Here is a 17,996-nt window from a genome sequence, read left to right on the forward strand (position 1 = left end):
CGCCCCGAGCCCCTGGTGAAGGTGCGGGTCCTGCCGCCGAGGCTGCCGGGACTCCGCCGGCCGGTGCCGAAGCGGCCGGGCCGCCCCGAGCCCCTCGTGCAGGTGCGCGTCCTGCCACCGAGGCTCCTGAGGCTCCCGCATCTCCCCCGGCTCCCCCGGCTGTCGAAGCGCAGGCCCCGCCCCCAGCCCCTGGTCAGGGTGCGCGTCCTGCCGCCGAAGCTGCCCGCGATCCGGCTGAGGCGCCCGCGCCTGAAGCCGTTCCGCGAGCGCAACCCGGTCGTCGTCGGCGCCGTCGGGCTCACCGTCCTCGCGCTGCTCACGGTCGCCGCGTTCAACGCCGACAGCCTGCCGCTGATCGGTGGCGGCGACACCTACAGCGCGGCCTTCTCGGAGGCGGGCGGGCTCAAGCCGGGCGACGAGGTGCGGATCGCCGGGGTCAAGGTCGGCAAGGTCGACGGCGTCGACCTGGACGGCGACCACGTCAAGGTCACCTTCAAGGTGAAGGGCCACCCGGGGTTCGGCACCGACACGGGCGCGGCGATCCGGGTCAAGACGATCCTCGGCGCCAAGTACCTGGCGCTGTACCCGAAGGGGCCGGGCCAGTTGAAGCCGGGCAGTGAGATCCCGCTCGGGCGGACGGTGTCGGCGTACGACGTCGTCCAGGCGTTCAGCGACCTGACCACCACCAGCGAGAAGGTCGACACGGACCGGCTCGCCAAGGCGCTGGACACGATCTCCGTCACCTTCCAGGACTCGCCGGCCGAGGTACGGGCGTCGATCAAGGGGCTGTCGCGGATCTCCCGGACCGTCGCCTCCCGGGACAAGGCGCTGCGCGAGCTCCTCGACCATGCGAACGGGGTCACCAAGGTGCTGGCCGACCACACGAAGGACTTCTCCGCGCTGGTGAAGGACGGCGACGCGCTGTTCAAGGAGATCGCCGACCGCCGCGCGGCGATCCACAAACTGCTCAAGGCCTCGGCGCTGCTGGGCATCGAGCTGTCCGGCCTGGTCGACGACAACAGCAAGGAGATCGGGCCGGCCCTGAAGAACCTCAACACCTTCCTGACCATGCTGGAGCGCAACCAGGCGAGCCTCGACCGCAGTGTGCAGCTCCTCGCGCCGTACGTCCGGCTGTTCACCAACACCCTCGGCAACGGCCGGTGGTTCGACTCCTACGTCCAGAACCTGGTCGCGGCTCCGGTCACGCCGCGGACGGGAGGCACCCGATGACCCGCAGACTCCTGGCCCTGTTCACCGCGCTCGCCGTCGTCGTGGCGCTCGCCGTGGTGCTGTGGCCGCACGCCGACCCCGTCCGGGTCACGGCGTACTTCCCGCGTACGGTCGGCATCTACCCCGGCTCCGACGTCCGCGTCCTCGGTGTCCGCATCGGCGAGGTCGAGAAGGTCACACCGGAGGGCGGCCGGGTCCGGGTGGAGCTGGCGTACGACCGGGGCCGCAAGGTCCCCGCCGACGCGCAGGCCGCCATCGTCAACTCCTCGGTGGTCAGCGACCGTTACGTGCAGCTGCTGCCGGTGTACCGGAAGGGACCGGTCCTGCGGAACGGCGACGTGATCCCCGAGTCCCGTACGGCCGTCCCCGTCGAGCTGGACCGGATCTTCGACAGCCTGCACACCACCGCCGAGGCGCTCGGCCCGAACGGCGCCAACAGGCAGGGCTCGCTGTCCCGGCTGCTCGGGGTGAGCGCGGACAACCTCCAGGGGCAGGGCAAGAACCTCAACCAGACGGTCCAGGACCTCTCCCAGGCGGTCACCACGCTGTCCGACGGGCGCGGCGACCTGTTCGGAACCGTGCGGCACCTCCAGGTGTTCACGGCCGCGCTGGCGGCGGACGACACCAGCGTGCGGTCGTTCGACACCGACCTCGCCGATGTGGCCGGGCAGCTCGCCGGGGAGCGCACGGATCTCGCGGCCGCGCTGAAGTACCTGGCCGCCGCGCTCGCAGACGTGTCCGGCTTCGTGAAGGGCAACAAGAAGGCGCTGACCTCGGACGTCGCGGGCCTGGCCAAGGTCACCAAGGTCCTCGTCACCCAACGGGCCGCACTGGAGGAGCTGTTGACCGTCGCCCCCACGGGTCTGTCGAACCTGCAGAACGCCTACAACCCGGCCGCCGGCACCCTCGACACCCGCAACAACGCCCAGACCCCGCAGGACCCGGCGTCCCTGCTCTGCTCGATCCTCAGGACGACCGGGGACGACCACGGCGGCTGCACGGACCTGAGGAAACTCTTCGACTCGCTGCCGAAGGTGCCGGCGGCGCCCGCGACGACGGGCACGGTCGACAAGACCCTCGGCGGAATCCTGGGGGCACGGGCATGAGCGTACGGCGCATGGGGCGGGCGGCCGCCTGGACGGCGGTCGGCTCGCTGCTGCTGACCGGCTGCGAGTTCAACGGCTGGTACGACGTCCCGCTGCCCGGCGGCGCCGCCTCGGACGGCCACGCCTACCACGTCACCGTGGAGTTCCGGGACGTACTGGACCTGGTGCCGCAGTCGGCGGTGAAGGTGAACAACGTCACCGTGGGCACGGTCGAGAAGGTGCAGCTGGACGGCTGGCACGCGCGCGTGCGGCTCAGGATCGCCGACTCGGTGAAGCTGCCCGGCAACGCGGTCGCCGATCTGCGGCAGACCAGCATGCTCGGCGAGAAGTACGTGGCCCTGTCCGCGCCGCCCGGCACCCGGCCCGTCGGGCGGCTCCGCGACGGCGACCGCATCCCGCTCTCCCGCAGCGGCCGCAACCCGGAGGCCGAGGAGGTGCTGTCGGCCCTGTCCGCGCTGCTCAACGGCGGCGGGGTGGCCCAGCTGAAGACGATCACCGTCGAGCTGAACAAGGCCCTGAACGGCCGCGAGGACCGGGTCAGGTCGCTGCTGAAGCAGCTCGACACGTTCCTCGGCGGCCTCGACGACCAGCGGGCGGAGATCGTGCGCGCGCTGGGGGGCGTCGACCGGCTGGCCAAGCGGCTGACGAAGGAGAAGAAGACCATCGCCCAGGCCGTCGACACCATGCCGCCCGCCCTGAAGGCCCTCGCCGACCAGCGCAAGGACCTGACGACGATGCTCACCGCCCTGTCCAGGCTCGGCACCACCGGCACCCGCGTGGTGAACGCCTCCAAGGACGACACGGTCGCCAACCTGAAGAAGCTGCAGCCCATCCTGGCGGAGCTGAACAAGGCGGGCGACGACCTCCCCAACTCCCTGGAGATCCTGACCACTTACCCCTTCCCGCGCAACGCCGTCGACGCCATCAAGGGCGACTACGTCAATCTGAGGATCACCGCCGACCTGGACCTGGCCGGCCTCTACGGCAACGTCACCGGGAAGCCGGGGAAGGGCGGGAAGTCCCCGGTGCCCAGGCCGCCGAGCCTGCCCGGCGTCCCCACACCCACCCCGCTCCCGTCCCTGCCGGGCACTCCGTCCCTGCCCGCCACCCCGTCCGTGCCGCCCGTGCCCTCGAAGCCGTCCGACGGCAGCACCCTGCTGTGCCCACCGGTGTGTACGGCGGCCTACGGCACCACGGACGGCGCGCGTGGCCTCCCGCCCGGGGTCGACCTCGGCCTCGCCGAGCTGATGCTGAAGGGGATACTGCCGTGATCACACGTACGGTCAGGGCCCAGCTGCTCGCCTTCGCGGCCGTCACCGCCCTCGGGGTGTCGTACGTCGGCGCCCGGTACACGGGCCTGGTGGACGACGTCCTGCACCGCGGCTACACCGTGCGCGCCGACTTCGCCGAGTCCGGGGGCGTCTTCCCCGGCGCCGAGGTCACCTACCGGGGTGTGCCGGTGGGCCGCGTGGGTGACCTGCGGCTGAACGGCTCCGGGGTGTCGGTGGCACTGAAGATCGAGGACGGCGCCCCGCGGATCCCGGCCGACACGCTCGCCGTGATCGCCGACCGTTCGGCGGTGGGCGAGCAGTACGTCGACCTCCAGCCGCGCCGGTCGGGCGGGCCGTACCTGATGGACGGCAGCCCGATCCCGCGCAGCCGGACCCGGACCCCGCTGCCCGTCACCGACCTGGTCCTCAGCCTCGACCGGCTGGTCAACTCGGTCGGCAAGGACGATCTGCGAGTCACCGTCGACGAGCTGGGCAAGGCGTTCGCGGGCACCGGGCCGAACCTGAGCCGTCTGGTGGACTCCGGCAACGCGCTGGTGGAGTCGGCGTCCCAGTCGCTCCCGGAGACGACCTCGCTGATCGAGGACTCGCGGAAGGTGCTCAGGACCCAGGCCGACCAGGGCTCGGCGATCAAGTCCTTCTCCCGCGACCTGGCCGATCTCACCCAGCAGCTGAAATCGAGCGACGGCGATCTGCGCCGGCTGATCGGCAACACGGTGCCCGCCACCCAGCAGCTCGACTCCCTGCTGAAGTCCACGCGACCGCAGGTACCGGTGCTGCTGGCCAACCTGATCAGCGGCGGCCAGATCACCGTGGCCCGGCTGCCCGGCGTCGAACAGGCCCTGGTCACGCTCCCGCTCAATGTCGCGGGCAGCTACACGGTGATCCCCGGCGACGGCACCACCCACTTCGGGCTGACCGTGAACGCCGACGACCCGCCCGCCTGCACCCAGGGCTACGGCACCCAGCGGCGCGACCCGGCCGACACCAGCACCCGCCCGGCGAACACCGCCGCGCACTGCACGGCACCGCGCGGCGGCACGACCTCGGTGCGTGGCGCGCAGCACGCACCCGGCGCGACGACCGGTCCGGCCGGGGCGAACCAGGCCGCGTTCGTGGCCCCGTACGACCCGGAGACCGGCACCGTGACCGGCCCGGGCGGAACCCCCGTCGAGATCGGCTCGACGGGCGGCGAACAGACCGTGTTCGGAAAGGAGTCGTGGCAATGGCTGCTCGTGGGACCGATGGCATGACAGGGGGGCGGGCGAGGCTGCTGTCGGCGGGGCTCGTCGCCGCGACCGTGCTGACGACCGTGCTGTGTGTCTGGCTGGGCCTGAGGCTGGCCGACCAGCGCGGGGCGGAGCAGCGCCGGCAGGACATCCTGGCGGCGGCCCGCCAGTCGGCGCTGAACTTCACCTCGCTCGACTACCGGCACTACGGCCGGGACAGCCGCACCGTGCTGAACGGCGCCACCGGCGACTTCAAGAAGCAGTTCGCCGCGCAGACCGCGCAGTTGACCAAGCTCGTCGCGCAGAACAGGTCGGTGTCCGAGGGGCAGGTCCTGGAAGCGGGCATCGTGCGCTCCGACGAGCACTCGGCCCGGGTCCTGGTCGTGGCCGACAGCAAGGTGACCAACACCGCCGCGCCCGAGGGCCAGGCGCGCACCTACCGGATCCAGCTCGACCTCGTGCGGGTGGCCGGCCGCTGGCTGACCTCCGACGTCGCCTTCGTGGGCTGACCCGCCCGTGAGACCGGAGTTGAGGAGAGACACCGTGGCACACCCCACTTCCCGCGTCCGGGGCACCGGCTCCCCGGCCCGCCGCACGCTGACCGCGGCCGCCCGCGCGGCGGCCAAGCGGGCGGGGCGGCCGACGCTGCCCGAACGCGGTACCGGCCCGGACCAGGAGACGCTCCCCGGGCGCACCCTGCTCATCGACCCGCCGGCGGCCGGCTGGGAGGACCCGCCGGAACCCGAGCCGGCCGAGCCGTCGGAGACGATCGAGTCGTCCGCGTCATCCGCATCGCCCGCGTCACCCGAGTCGCCCGAGGCGTCCGGCGAGGAGCCGCAGGAAACCCCGCCCCCACGCGGGCTCGGACGGCGCGTGCTCACCGCCGTACTGGGCGTCGTCCTCGTCGCGGGCCTGGTCGTGGCCGCCGTGCTCGGGTGGCAGTACCGGGAGGGACGGCAGGCGGAGCAGGCCCGCGGCGCGGCCCTCGCGGCCGCGCGGCAGGCGGCGCCCGTCGTGCTGTCGTACGACTACCGGCACCTGGACCGGGACTTCGCCCGGGCCCGCGCCCTGCTGACCGGGCACTTCCGCGACCAGTACGGCAGGACGACGAAGACGGTGGTCGCGCCGACCGCGACGAAGTACCACGGCGTGGTGAAGGCGACCGTGGCCACGCCCTCCGACGGTGGCGCCCCGGCGGTCTCCGTCGTGTCCGCCTCGCCGGACCGGGCCGTCGTCCTGCTCTTCGTCAACCAGGTCACCGAGAGCACCCAGGTTTCCGAGCCCCGGCTGGACCTGAACCGGGTGCGGATGACCCTCACCCGCACCTCCGGCGGCTGGAAGGTGAGCGGCGTCGACGCCCTCTGACCAGGCCTTCCCCCGTGCCCCCGCGCGCTCGCGCGGGGGCACTTTTTCGTGGGCTCTCTTGACAGTCCTCCCCACTCACAGGCAGTCTTTCCATACAGCAGAAACGAACTTCCGCATTACGGAATAATAGGGAAGGGAGCGCCGTCCCCGTGGGATTCGCAGACCAGCGCTTCAACGTCAACCTGTCGATCCTCTTCACGGAACTCCCGCTCCTGGAGCGCCCCGCGGCCGCCGCCGCGGCGGGCTTCACGGCGGTCGAGCTGTGGTGGCCCTGGGTCGACTCCCCCACCCCCGAGCAGTCCGAGCTCGACGCCCTGAAGAAGGCGATCGAGGGCGCGGGCGTGCAGCTCACGGGCCTGAACTTCTACGCCGGGCAGCTGCCGGGCCCGGACCGCGGCGCCCTGTCCGTCCCCGGTGCGGAGTCGGAGAGGTTCCGCGCCAACATCGACGTGGCCATCGCCTTCGCCCAGTCCCTGGGCTGCACGACGTTCAACGCCCTGTACGGCAACCGCGTCGACGGCGTGGACCCGGCCGAGCAGGACGCGCTCGCCCTGGAGAACCTGGTCCTCGCGGCCGAGGCCGTCGGCCGGGTCGGCGGCACCGTCCTGATCGAGGCGCTCAACGCACCCGAGTCGCCGAAGTGCCCGATCGTGAGCGCGCCCAAGGCGATCGAGATCGTGGACAAGGTCAACGCGGCCACCGGTCTCGGGAACGCCAAGTTCCTGATGGACCTGTACCACCTGTCCATGAACGGCGAGGACCTGCCCTCCGTCATCGAGCAGTACGCGGCGAAGACCGGCCACGTCCAGATCGCCGACAACCCCGGCCGCGGCGCCCCCGGGACGGGCTCGCTCCCCCTGGAGGAGCTGCTCGACCAGCTGAAGAAGGCCGGCTACGACGGCTGGGTCGGCCTGGAGTACAAGGCCGGCGACCGCCCGAGCGCCGAGGCCTTCGGCTGGCTCCCGCGCGAAGCACGCGCCGCGCGCTGAACCCCCCTGACTTTGCACAGCAGTTGAGAGAGGCACCCCTGACATGAGCACTCTTCCCAAGATCGCGTGGATCGGCCTCGGCATCATGGGCTCCCCCATGTCCGAGAACCTGATCAAGGCGGGTTACCAGGTCACCGGCTACACCCTGGAGCAGGACAAGCTGGACCGCCTGGCCGCCGCCGGCGGCACCGCCGCCCCCTCCATCGCCGAGGCCGTGCGCGACGCCGACGTGGTCATCACCATGGTGCCCGCCTCCCCGCAGGTCGAGGCCATCTCCTACGGCCCCGAAGGCATCCTGGAGAACGCCAGGCAGGGCGCCCTGCTGATCGACATGTCCTCGATCACCCCGCAGACCTCCGTGGACCTCGCGAAGGCCGCCAAGGACAAGGGCATCCGGGTGCTGGACGCCCCGGTGTCCGGCGGTGAGGCCGGTGCCGTCGAGGCCGTACTGTCGATCATGGTCGGCGGCGAGCAGGCCGACTTCGACCAGGCCAAGCCGATCTTCGAGACCCTCGGCAAGACCATCGTGCTGTGCGGCCCGCACGGCTCGGGCCAGACCGTGAAGGCGGCCAACCAGCTGATCGTCGCCGTGAACATCCAGGCGTGCGCCGAGGCCGTGGTCTTCCTGGAGAAGTCGGGCGTGGACCTGCAGGCCGCCCTGGACGTCCTCAACGGCGGTCTGGCGGGCTCGACCGTGCTGACGCGCAAGAAGGACAACTTCCTCAACCGCGACTTCAAGCCGGGCTTCCGCATCGACCTGCACCACAAGGACATGGGAATCGTCACCGACGCCGCCCGCAACGTCGGCGCGGCCCTGCCGGTCGGCGCCGTGGTCGCCCAGCTGGTCGCCTCCCTGCGCGCCCAGGGCGACGGGGGCCTGGACCACTCGGCCCTGCTGCGGGCCGTGGAGCGCCTCTCCGGCGCCCAGGTCTGACCGGCCCCTGAAGACTTCCGGGCCGCGGCGCCGCTGACACCTGTCCTGTCGCGCCCAGGCGGCGCCGCGGCCCGGAATCAACTTCAACAAACTGTTGACGCCCAGATCGCCCTACTTCTAGGCTCCACAAAGCGGAAGAAGATTTCCGCTGCCACCCGCACGGAAGGTCCACGATGTCGAAGCGCGTGCTCACGGCGAGAACACTCACTACGGAGTCCGGCGCCCCGGTCGCAGACAACCAGAATTCCGCCTCCGCCGGCGTAGGCGGCCCGCTCCTGATCCAGGACCAGCACCTCCTGGAGAAGCTCGCGCGCTTCAACCGCGAGCGCATCCCGGAGCGCGTGGTGCACGCCCGTGGCTCCGGCGCGTACGGCCACTTCGAGGTGACGGACGACGTCACCGGCTTCACCCACGCCGACTTCCTGAGCGAGATCGGCAAGCGCACCGAGGTGTTCGTGCGCTTCTCCACCGTCGCCGACTCCCTCGGCGGCGCGGACGCCGTCCGTGACCCGCGCGGCTTCGCGGTGAAGTTCTACACCGAGGAGGGCAACTACGACCTCGTCGGCAACAACACCCCGGTGTTCTTCATCAAGGACCCGATCAAGTTCCCCGACTTCATCCACTCGCAGAAGCGCGACCCGTTCACGGGCCGTCAGGAGCCGGACAACGTCTGGGACTTCTGGGCGCATGCCCCCGAGGCCACGCACCAGGTGACCTGGCTGATGGGCGACCGCGGCATCCCGGCGTCGTACCGGCACATGAACGGCTACGGCTCGCACACCTACCAGTGGACGAACGCCGAGGGCGAGGCCTTCTTCGTCAAGTACCACTTCAAGACGAACCAGGGCATCCGCTCGCTGAGCAGCGAGCAGGCCGCGGACCTGGCGGGCAAGGACCCCAACTCGCACCAGACGGATCTGCTGCAGGCCATCGAGCGGGGTGTGCACCCGTCGTGGACCCTGTACGTGCAGCTCATGCCGGCGGCCGAGGCGGCGGACTACCGCTTCAACCCGTTCGACCTGACCAAGGTGTGGCCGCACAAGGACTACCCGCTGCAGCGCGTGGGCCGCCTGGTGCTGGACCGCAACCCGGACAACGTCTTCGCCGAGGTCGAGCAGGCCGCGTTCTCCCCGAACAACTTCGTGCCGGGCATCGGCCCCTCCCCGGACAAGATGCTCCAGGGCCGCCTGTTCGCCTACGCGGACGCGCACCGCTACCGCCTGGGCGTCAACCACACCCTGCTCGCCGTGAACGCCCCCAAGGCGGTCCCGGGCGGCGCCCGGAACTACGGCCGCGACGGCTTCATGGCGGTCAACGGCCAGGGCCGCGGCGCCAAGAACTACGAGCCGAACTCCTACGACGGCCCGGTGGAGACCGGCCGCCCGCTGTCCGCCCCGCTGGCGGTCTCGGGCCACACGGGCACCCACACGGCCCCCCTCCACACCAAGGACGACGACTTCTTCCAGGCGGGCGAGCTGTACCGGCTGATGTCCGCGGAGGAGAAGTCCCGCCTGGTCGCGAACATCGCCGGCGGCCTCTCGCAGGTCTCCCGCGACGACGTGATCGAGAAGAACCTGGCCCACTTCCACGCCGCCGACCCGGAGTACGGCAAGCGCGTGGAGGAGGCGGTCCGCGCCCTGCGCGAGGACTGAGGACAGGTAACACCCAATCTGCGTACGGGATCTGACGGGAGGTCATGATCTCCGCACGCGGCCCGCGCGGCACGCCGTACGACCCGGATGAGGGGTGGCCGTACGGCGGTGGGCGCGGGCAGGGCGAGGACCGTGGCGGCGTGCGAGCCAGTGCGGTGGTGAAGGACCGGGTCCCCTTCTCGACCAGAGGGAAGGGGGTCCCCGGCTCCGTCGCACCCACCACGGTCCCACCCAGCCCCCTGCACGGGGCCACAAGCTCCGTCCGGCGGCGCGAACGACCTGTCGCGCCCAGCCTCGCGCCGTCGGACGGTCACCACACGGACACGAAGCGCTCCCCCGGCCAGGGGGAGCGCTTCGTGCTGTGCGGGCCCGGCGTGCGGGGCCGCCGGGTCCGCCGCACGCTGAGCACATGGGCAATACACAGTTCCCGCACATCGTGGTCCACTCGCCCGCCCTGGACGGGTCCCGGAGGGTCACCGAGGGAGACGTGACGCTGGGGATCGCCTCGCATCTGGACGATGTCGTGGAGATCCTGCGACTGGCCGATCTGGACCGGATCGAGGTGGAGGAGAGCGATCTCATCGAGTGGCAGGGCGGCGGACCCGACGACTGGCCCGGGCTGTCGGAGCACGAGCTGTAGCGGCCGGGCGTACGACAGCGGTCGTAGGCGGGCTACGCCATCCTCAAATGAACCTCTGAAGACGGCGCTGGAGGCTTCAACCGCCCCCGCGGTAGGGCAGATTACGTGCATCAGGGGCCCGCCGGCACGGGGGCGGCGGGCCCCGCACGGGGGAGCACGACGGGGGATGGCACGGGGGACGCGAAAGGGCGGCCCGTCCTGGTGGACGGGCCGCCCTTGGTGTGCCTGGCGGTGTCGGGCCTTGTGTTCCGGCGGTGTCAGACCTTCAGCGGCTTGATGGACGTCGGCGCGTGACCGGGCTCGGTGGCCAGCTCCTCGAACTCGGAGATGTCGCTGATGTCCATGGTGCGGCTCATCGAGATGTTGGTGATCCGCTCCAGGATCGCCTCGACGACGACCGGCACCCGGTACTCCGCAGCCAGCTTCTTCGCCTGCTCGAAGGCCGCGCCCAGCTGGTCCGGCTCGGTGACCCGGATCGCCTTGCAGCCCAGGCCCTCGGCGACCTTGACGTGGTCCACGCCGTAGACGCCGATCTCGGGCGTGTTGATGTTCTCGAACTCCAGGTTGACCTGGAAGTTGATGTCCAGGCCGAGCTGCGCCTGGCGGATCAGGCCCAGGTAGGCGTTGTTCACCAGCACGTGGACGTAGGGGATCCGGTGCTGGGCGGCGACCGCCAGCTCCTCGATCAGGAACTGGAAGTCGTAGTCGCCGGACAGCGCGACCACCGGGGAGTCCGGGTCGGCCTTGGCGACGCCGATCGCGGCCGGGATGGTCCAGCCGAGCGGGCCGGCCTGGCCGCAGTTGATCCAGTGCCGCGGCTTGTAGACGTGCAGCATCTGCGCGCCGGCGATCTGGGAGAGGCCGATGGTGGTGACGTACCGGGTGTCCGGACCGAAGGCCTTGTTCATCTCCTCGTACACGCGCTGCGGCTTCATGGGCACGTTGTCGAAGTGCGTACGGCGCAGCAGGGTCGCCTTGCGCTCCTGCGTGGAGGCGACCCAGTCGGCGCGGTCGGGCAGCCTGCCCTCCGCCTTCAGCTCCTTCGCCACCTCGAGGAACAGCTCCAGCGCGGCCTTGGCGTCGGAGACGACACCGTAGTCCGGCGGGAAGATCTTGCCGATCTGGGTGGGCTCGATGTCGACGTGGACGAACTTACGGTCGCCCCGGTAGACGTCGAGCTTGTACCCGGTGTGGCGGTTGGCCCAGCGGTTGCCGATGCCGAGGACGAAGTCGGACTCCAGGAAGTTGGCGTTGCCGTACCGGTGCGAGGTCTGCACGCCCACCATGCCGGCGTTCAGCTCGTGGTCGTCGGGCAGCGCGCCCCAGCCCATCAGGGTCGGGACGACCGGGGTCTGGGTCAGCTCGGCGAACTCCACCAGCAGGTCGGCGGCGTCGGCGCCGATGATGCCGCCGCCGGCCACGATGACCGGGCGCTGCGACTCCAGAAGAAAGCTGATCGCCTTCTCGATCTGGGCGCGGGTCGCGGCCGGCTTGTAGACCGGCAGCGGCTCGTACGTCTCCGGGTCGAACTCGATCTCGGTGAGCTGGACGTCGATCGGCAGGTCGATCAGGACCGGGCCGGGACGGCCGGAGCGCATCAGGTGGAAGGCCTGCTGGAAGACGCCGGGGACCTGCGCGGCCTCCAGGACGGTGACCGCCATCTTGGTGACCGGCTTGGCGATCGAGGCGATGTCGACGGCCTGGAAGTCCTCCTTGTGGATCACGCTGGTGGGCGCCTGGCCCGTGATGCACAGGATCGGGATGGAGTCACCGATGGCCGAGTACAGGCCGGTGATCATGTCGGTGCCGGCCGGGCCGGACGTGCCGATGCAGACGCCGATGTTGCCCGGCCGGGTGCGGGTGTACCCCTCGGCCATGTGCGAAGCGCCCTCGACATGGCGGGCGAGGGTGTGGTTGATGCCACCTCCCTCTTTCAGCGCCTTGTAGAAGGGGTTGATCGCCGCGCCCGGCACACCGAAGGCGTCGGTGACGCCCTCGCGCTTGAGGATCTCAACTGCCGCGCGGGCAGCGGTCATACGAGCCATCGAGTACTCCTGCTTCGGCTTCTCGGATGCGTACTCCCGTCGCGCCCCGCGGTGAGCACAGTCTCCAGGTGGTCAAACTCCGCAATCTTTTCCGTATTGCGGAAGTTAACTTCTACTATCTGGAATCAATGTAGAAGCGCGCACCAACTGTCGTCAAGGGAGACGGAGACCGGGCAAGCGCCGGACAAGCGGCGCCGGGAGGAGGACGATGGGAGCCGCTGTCCTGACGCGACGGTTCCGAGGTGACGCCTGGGGGTGGGCCATGCCCGAGAGCGTGCCGGTGCGCTGCCCGGCCTGCCGGCGCGAGCACGTCTACACCGCGCCGTCGTATCCGTGCGCGTGCGGCGCGCCCACCGCCCCGCGGCTGGATCCGGCGCGCGCTCCGGCCGTGGCCGCCCACCGGGCCTGGGACGACGAATGGATCTCCGTGCCGTGCACCGCCTGCGGGCGCCTGTGCCAGTGGCCGCACCCGGAGCTGGGCTGCCCCTGCGGCACGGTCCTGCGCGTCCCGGTGGCGGTGACACCTCCGGCGGACACCGGCAAGCCGTCACCGGACCCCGGTCCGCCGTCGCCGGACACCGGTTTCCCCTCGGCGGACAGCCGTACGGCGGACAGCGGTACGGCGGACAGCGGTCTCCTCTCGGCGCCGGGCGAGCCCGAAACCCCCGCCCAACGCCCCGCTCACCGCCGCGCCTTCCAGCCGCGCGCCATCCGCACCGCCCGTGACGCCGTCACCGTCGCCGCGCTGTATCTGCGCTGGCTCGGCTACCGGGACATCCGCCGCGCCGACCAGCGGCCCCCGAACGGCATCGGCCTCGCCGCGCACGGGCTCCTCGCCCAGGTGGACCCGACCGTGCGCCCGGCGGTGCCGCGGGACGTGGAGTGCCTGTGGCTGACGGCGATGACGGAGTCCGCGGGGTGCGTGTACTTCTCCCTCGCGGGTTACCGGGACGACGCCCGGGCCCGCGCGAACACCCTCGGCGTCCCCCTCTTCGTCCTGGACCTCGCGGGCGTCCCGCAGCCGGTGAACGACCACGCCGACGCGCTGAACACCGAGGGCGCGCCGGAACCGGGGCCCCGCCCGCGGGACCGGCGGAACTGAGCCCCCCGGGGTCGATGCCGGCTGCTCGACGGGTCCCGGCCGAGTGCGCCGCCGACAGCGCGCTCCTCCGGGACCCGTCCCCGGGCATCTATCGGATGCTCGGTTCCCGCCGTCTCACACCTGGTACTTCTCCCGCAGTTCGACCTTGCGCACCTTTCCGGACACCGTCATCGGGAAGGAGTCGAGGATCCGCAGCCGGCTGGGGATCTTGTAGTGGGCGAGCCGGCCCCGGCAGAAGGCGCGGAGTTCCTCCAGGGTGAGCGGGTCGGCCGCGTCGTGCGGGATGACGCAGGCCAGGACCTCCTCGCCGTACGTCTCGTGCGGCACCCCGACGACCTGGACGTCCCTGATCTTCGGGTGGGCGTAGAGGAACTCCTCGATCTCGCGCGGGTAGATGTTCTCGCCGCCCCGGATGATCATGTCCTTGATGCGGCCGACGATCTCGACGTACCCGTCCTCGCGCATCACCGCCAGGTCCCCGGTGTGCATCCAGCGACCGGCGTCGACGGCGTCGGCGGTCTTCTCGGGCTCGTTCCAGTAGCCGAGCATCACGCTGTAGCCGCGGGTGCACAACTCCCCCGCTGTGCCGCGCGGTTGGGTGACGCCGGTGGCCGGGTCGACGACCTTGACCTCCAGGTGCGGCAGCACACGTCCGACGGTGCCGGTGCGGTGCTCCAGGTCGTCGTCGCGGCGGGTCTGCAGCGACACCGGGGAGGTCTCGGTCATGCCGTAGCAGATGGACACCTCCGCCATGTGCATCTCGGCGACGACCCGCTTCATCACCTCCACCGGGCACGGCGAGCCCGCCATGATGCCGGTGCGCAGGGTGGAGAGGTCGTACGTGGCGAAGCCGGGGAGGTTCAGCTCGGCGATGAACATGGTCGGGACGCCGTACAGGGAGGTGCAGCGCTCCCGCTGCACCGCCTCCAGGGTGGCCTTCGGCTCGAAGGACGGGGCCGGGATGACCATGCAGGCGCCGTGCGAGGTGGCGGCCAGGTTGCCCATGACCATGCCGAAGCAGTGGTAGAAGGGCACCGGGACGCAGATCCGGTCCTGCTCGGAGTAGGCGATCAACTCCCCTACGAAGTAACCGTTGTTGAGGATGTTGTGGTGCGACAGGGTGGCGCCCTTCGGGAAACCGGTGGTCCCCGAGGTGTACTGGATGTTGATGGGGTCGTCGCAGGACAGTTCCGCGTACGGCGCGTCACCGGTGCCCCGTGCGAGCAGTGCCTCCCAGCTCGGGTCGCCGATGTACACGACCTCCCGCAGCGCCGGGCACCTGCCGCGCACCTCCTCGACCATCGCCCGGTAGTCGCTGCTCTTGTGGCTCGAGGAGGCGAACAGCAGCGAGATCCCGGCCTGGCCCAGCACGTACTCGACCTCGTGGGTGCGGTAGGCCGGGTTGATGTTCACCATGATCGCGCCGATGCGGGCGGTGGCGTACTGGACCAGGACCCACTCCGGGCAGTTCACCGCCCAGATGCCCACCCGGTCGCCCTTGACGACGCCGCTCGCGACCAGCGCCTGGGCCAGCTCCTCGACGGCCGCGCCGAATTCCGCGTACGTCCAGCGCCGCCCCGACGGCACGTCGACCAGCGCCTCGCGGTCCGGCCAGGCGGCCACGGCCCGGTCCAGGTTGGCGCCGATGGTGTCGCCGAGCAGGGCGGTGGAACCGGTTCCGTGGGTGTACGACAGCGATGTGCCCCGCGTGTGCGGCAGCGGTGCGGTCACCGGAAGTCCTCCTCGCGGTACTCGTTCGCGGAGCCGGCGGCGGTCGCCTCGCGCAGCTCGATCCGGCGGATCTTGCCGGAGACGGTCTTGGGCAGCGCGCCGAACTCCAGCCGGCGGACGCGCTTGTAGGGGGCGAGCACCTGACGGGAGTGCTCGAAGATGACCTTCGCGGTGTCCGGTCCGGGCTCGAACCCCTCGGCGAGCACGACGTACGCCTTGGGCACGGCGAGCCGCAGCTCGTCCGGCGCGGGCACCACGGCCGCCTCGGCCACCGCCTCGTGCTCCAGAAGGGCGCTTTCCAGCTCGAATGGGGAGATCTTGTAGTCACTTGCCTTGAATACGTCGTCCGCCCGGCCCACGTACGTCAGGTATCCCTCCGCGTCGCGGGAGGCGATGTCCCCGGTGCGGTAGTAGCCGCCCGCCATGGCCTCGGCCGTGCGGTCCGGGTCGCCGTGGTAGCCGGTCATCAGGCCGACCGGGCGCTCGGACAGGTCGAGGGCGATCTCGCCCTCGGCGGCGCCGGGCGCGCCGGAGACCGGGTCGAGGAGCTCGACGCGGTAGCCGGGGCTCGGGCGGCCCATGGAGCCGGTCTTCAGCGGCTGGCCGGGGCTGTTGGAGACCTGTACGGCGGTCTCGGTCTGCCCGAAGCCGTCCCGGATGGTCACGCCCCAGGCCCGCCGGACCTGTTCGATGACCTCGGGGTTGAGCGGCTCGCCCGCGGCCACCACCTCGCGCGGCGGCGTGCGCAGCTGGCCCAGGTCGGCCTGGATGAGCATGCGCCACACGGTCGGCGGCGCGCAGAAGGTGGTGACGCCGGCCCGGTCCATCTCGGCCATCAGCCGGGCCGCGTCGAAGCGGGTGTAGTTGAAGAGGAAGACGGTCGCCTCGGCGTTCCACGGCGCGAACAGATTGGACCAGGCGTGCTTGGCCCAGCCCGGCGAGGAGATGTTCAGGTGCACGTCCCCGGGTTTCAGGCCGATCCAGTACATGGTCGCCAGGTGCCCGATGGGGTACGAGGTGTGGGTGTGCTCGACCAGCTTGGGGCGGGCGGTCGTGCCGGAGGTGAAGTAGAGCATCAGCGGGTCGTCGGCCAGGGTGGGGCCGTCGGGCAGGAACTCGGCGGGGGCGGCGTACGCGTCCTCGTACGGCTCCCAGCCCTCCTCGGGCAGGCCGCCGACCGAGATCCGCGTGTAACCGCCGGGCACGTCGGCGAACTTCGCGGTGTCCTCGGCCCGTGCGATCACGTGCCGCACCCGGCCCCGGTCCACCCGGTCGCGCAGATCGGCCGGCCCGAGCAGCGGGGTGGCCGGGATGACCACCGCGCGCAGTTTCATCGCGGCCAGCGCGGTCTCCCACAGCTCGGTCTGGTTGCCGAGCATGACCAGGATCCGGTCCTCGGCGGCGACACCCCGCGCCCGCAGCTGGTTCGCGACCCGGTTCGACCGCTCGGACAGCTCGGCGAAGGACAGACGGGTCTCGCCGCCGTCCTCCTCGACGATGTGCAGCGCGGTCCTGTCGTTGCCGGCGGCGATCACGTCGAACCAGTCCAGCGCCCAGTTGAAGTGCGCGGGCCGCGGCCAGGTGAAGCCGTCGCAGGCGGCGGCATAGTCCTCTCGGTGCGCCAGCAGAAAGTCCCTGGCCCTGCGGAACGACTCGGTCGCCGTCGTCATCACACACTCCTCGCGCTGTGGGTCGTTCACCTCCGGGCGCGCGTGCCACCGGAGGGCCTACGGCTCGCTCCCGCCTGTTCCGGACCATTGCCGGGCGGCTCTCTGGCATCGTCTAATCCGTGATGCAGGTCTCACCACCCCCGAACGGGGGTGGGGGCGGCAGAAGGGGCGGACACGTGACGGCAGACGCGGCGGGCACGGTGGAGATCGGCGGCGCACTGGCCCGGCTGCGGCGTGCCACGGGGCTTCCGGTCGCCTTCGGCGGGCTGGTCGAGTCCGGCCGGCCGCAGATCCGGATCAGCGAGCTGAGCGGCACGACCACGGCCGCCCTGCGCTCGCTCGCGGTGACCTCCGGCAACGGGCTGGGCGGCAAGGCGGTGGCGCTGGCCCGCCCGTGCGCCGTGACGGACTACTCCAGCTCCCGGCAGATCAGCCACGAGTACGACGTGCCGGTGGCCGCGGAGGGCATCCGCTCGGTCGTCGCGGTCCCGGTGGTGGTACGGCGCCGGGTGCGCGGCGTGCTGTACGGCGCGCTGCGTTCGGCCCAGCCGCTCGGCGACCGCACGCTGGGCGCGGCCGTGGCCGTGGCCCGGGACGTGGAGCAGGCGCTGGTGGTGCGCGACGAGGCGCGGGGGCTGCTGGCGGCGGCCCGCCCGGAGGCGGCCGGCGGCGACCAGGGTGCCGCCTGGGAACAGGTGCGCGAGGCGCATGCGGCGCTGCGGGCCCTGGCGCCGCGGATCGGCGATCCGGAGCTGCGGGCCGAACTGCTCGCGGCCTGCGGCCTGCTGACGGCGCCGCCACGGTCCGGTGGCGTGACCCTGGCGCCGCGCGAGCTGGACGTGCTGTCCTGGGTGGCGGCGGGGGCGACCAACGCGGCCGTGGCCGAGCGGCTGGGGCTGCGCGCGGAGACGGTGAAGGGCTATCTGCGTTCGGCGATGCGGAAGCTGGGCGCGCACACCCGGGGGGAGGCGGTGACCGCGGCGCGCAGGGCGGGACTGCTGCCGTGACGGCGGT

At 71.4% G+C, this 17,996-nt stretch carries 15 protein-coding genes; 12 read left to right on the plus strand and 3 right to left on the minus strand.

Annotation, left to right across the window (positions count from 1 at the left end):
• The first annotated feature begins 219 nt into the window (after positions 1 to 219).
• From ABB07_RS07625 to ABB07_RS07670, 10 genes are all read left to right on the plus strand, one after another.
• Positions 220 to 1,230: an MCE family protein gene (locus ABB07_RS07625; RefSeq protein WP_425264805.1), complete on the plus strand. Its 1,011-nt coding sequence runs from the start codon at positions 220 to 222 to the stop codon at positions 1,228 to 1,230.
• Positions 1,227 to 2,336 (plus strand): MCE family protein, encoded by a 1,110-nt coding sequence (locus ABB07_RS07630; RefSeq protein WP_208897998.1) that lies wholly within the window; start codon positions 1,227 to 1,229, stop codon positions 2,334 to 2,336. The genes ABB07_RS07625 and ABB07_RS07630 overlap by 4 nt, the downstream gene beginning before the upstream one ends.
• On the plus strand, positions 2,333 to 3,607 hold the full coding sequence (locus ABB07_RS07635) for an MCE family protein (protein WP_208897999.1): 1,275 nt from the start codon (positions 2,333 to 2,335) through the stop codon (positions 3,605 to 3,607). Before ABB07_RS07630 ends, ABB07_RS07635 begins: the two co-directional genes overlap by 4 nt.
• A complete protein-coding gene (locus ABB07_RS07640) occupies positions 3,604 to 4,878 on the plus strand; it encodes an MCE family protein (protein ID WP_208898000.1) in 1,275 nt (424 codons plus the stop codon). Before ABB07_RS07635 ends, ABB07_RS07640 begins: the two co-directional genes overlap by 4 nt.
• Positions 4,875 to 5,363 carry a hypothetical protein gene (locus ABB07_RS07645; protein ID WP_244189258.1) on the plus strand — a complete coding sequence of 163 codons (489 nt, stop codon included), beginning with the start codon at positions 4,875 to 4,877 and terminating at the stop codon, positions 5,361 to 5,363. Before ABB07_RS07640 ends, ABB07_RS07645 begins: the two co-directional genes overlap by 4 nt.
• A gap of 34 nt (positions 5,364 to 5,397) precedes the next feature.
• Positions 5,398 to 6,219: a hypothetical protein gene (locus tag ABB07_RS07650; protein ID WP_208898002.1), complete on the plus strand. Its 822-nt coding sequence runs from the start codon at positions 5,398 to 5,400 to the stop codon at positions 6,217 to 6,219.
• A gap of 149 nt (positions 6,220 to 6,368) precedes the next feature.
• Positions 6,369 to 7,208, plus strand: a complete 840-nt coding sequence (locus ABB07_RS07655; RefSeq protein ID WP_208898003.1) for a TIM barrel protein — start codon at positions 6,369 to 6,371, stop codon at positions 7,206 to 7,208.
• Positions 7,209 to 7,251: 43 nt separating this feature from the next.
• Entirely contained in the window at positions 7,252 to 8,142 is an 891-nt protein-coding gene (locus ABB07_RS07660; protein WP_208898004.1) for a 2-hydroxy-3-oxopropionate reductase, read from the plus strand.
• Between the two features lie 173 nt (positions 8,143 to 8,315).
• The gene (locus tag ABB07_RS07665) at positions 8,316 to 9,794 is read left to right on the plus strand and encodes a catalase (protein ID WP_208898005.1); all 1,479 of its coding nucleotides are present in this window, start codon (positions 8,316 to 8,318) and stop codon (positions 9,792 to 9,794) included.
• A 409-nt stretch (positions 9,795 to 10,203) separates the two neighbouring features.
• Positions 10,204 to 10,434 (plus strand): hypothetical protein, encoded by a 231-nt coding sequence (locus ABB07_RS07670; protein ID WP_208898006.1) that lies wholly within the window; start codon positions 10,204 to 10,206, stop codon positions 10,432 to 10,434.
• A 257-nt stretch (positions 10,435 to 10,691) separates the two neighbouring features.
• Here ABB07_RS07670 and gcl read toward each other — a convergent pair whose 3' ends face one another.
• On the minus strand, positions 10,692 to 12,479 hold the full coding sequence (gcl, locus tag ABB07_RS07675) for a glyoxylate carboligase (RefSeq protein ID WP_208898007.1): 1,788 nt from the start codon (positions 12,477 to 12,479) through the stop codon (positions 10,692 to 10,694).
• Between the two features lie 262 nt (positions 12,480 to 12,741).
• Here gcl and ABB07_RS07680 point away from each other — a divergent pair, with 262 nt between their 5' ends.
• Positions 12,742 to 13,581: a hypothetical protein gene (locus tag ABB07_RS07680; protein WP_208898008.1), complete on the plus strand. Its 840-nt coding sequence runs from the start codon at positions 12,742 to 12,744 to the stop codon at positions 13,579 to 13,581.
• 114 nt (positions 13,582 to 13,695) lie between these two features.
• Here ABB07_RS07680 and ABB07_RS07685 read toward each other — a convergent pair whose 3' ends face one another.
• Both ABB07_RS07685 and ABB07_RS07690 read right to left on the minus strand, forming a co-directional pair.
• Positions 13,696 to 15,276: an AMP-binding protein gene (locus ABB07_RS07685; protein WP_208903331.1), complete on the minus strand. Its 1,581-nt coding sequence runs from the start codon at positions 15,274 to 15,276 to the stop codon at positions 13,696 to 13,698.
• A 32-nt stretch (positions 15,277 to 15,308) separates the two neighbouring features.
• On the minus strand, positions 15,309 to 16,982 hold the full coding sequence (locus ABB07_RS07690) for an AMP-binding protein (RefSeq protein ID WP_208898009.1): 1,674 nt from the start codon (positions 16,980 to 16,982) through the stop codon (positions 15,309 to 15,311).
• 176 nt (positions 16,983 to 17,158) lie between these two features.
• Here ABB07_RS07690 and ABB07_RS07695 point away from each other — a divergent pair, with 176 nt between their 5' ends.
• Positions 17,159 to 17,989: a helix-turn-helix transcriptional regulator gene (locus ABB07_RS07695; protein ID WP_208898010.1), complete on the plus strand. Its 831-nt coding sequence runs from the start codon at positions 17,159 to 17,161 to the stop codon at positions 17,987 to 17,989.
• Positions 17,990 to 17,996: the final 7 nt, after the last annotated feature.

Origin of the sequence: Streptomyces incarnatus, assembly GCF_001027185.1 — a bacterium.
GTDB classification, from domain to species: Bacteria; Actinomycetota; Actinomycetes; order Streptomycetales; family Streptomycetaceae; genus Streptomyces; species Streptomyces puniciscabiei.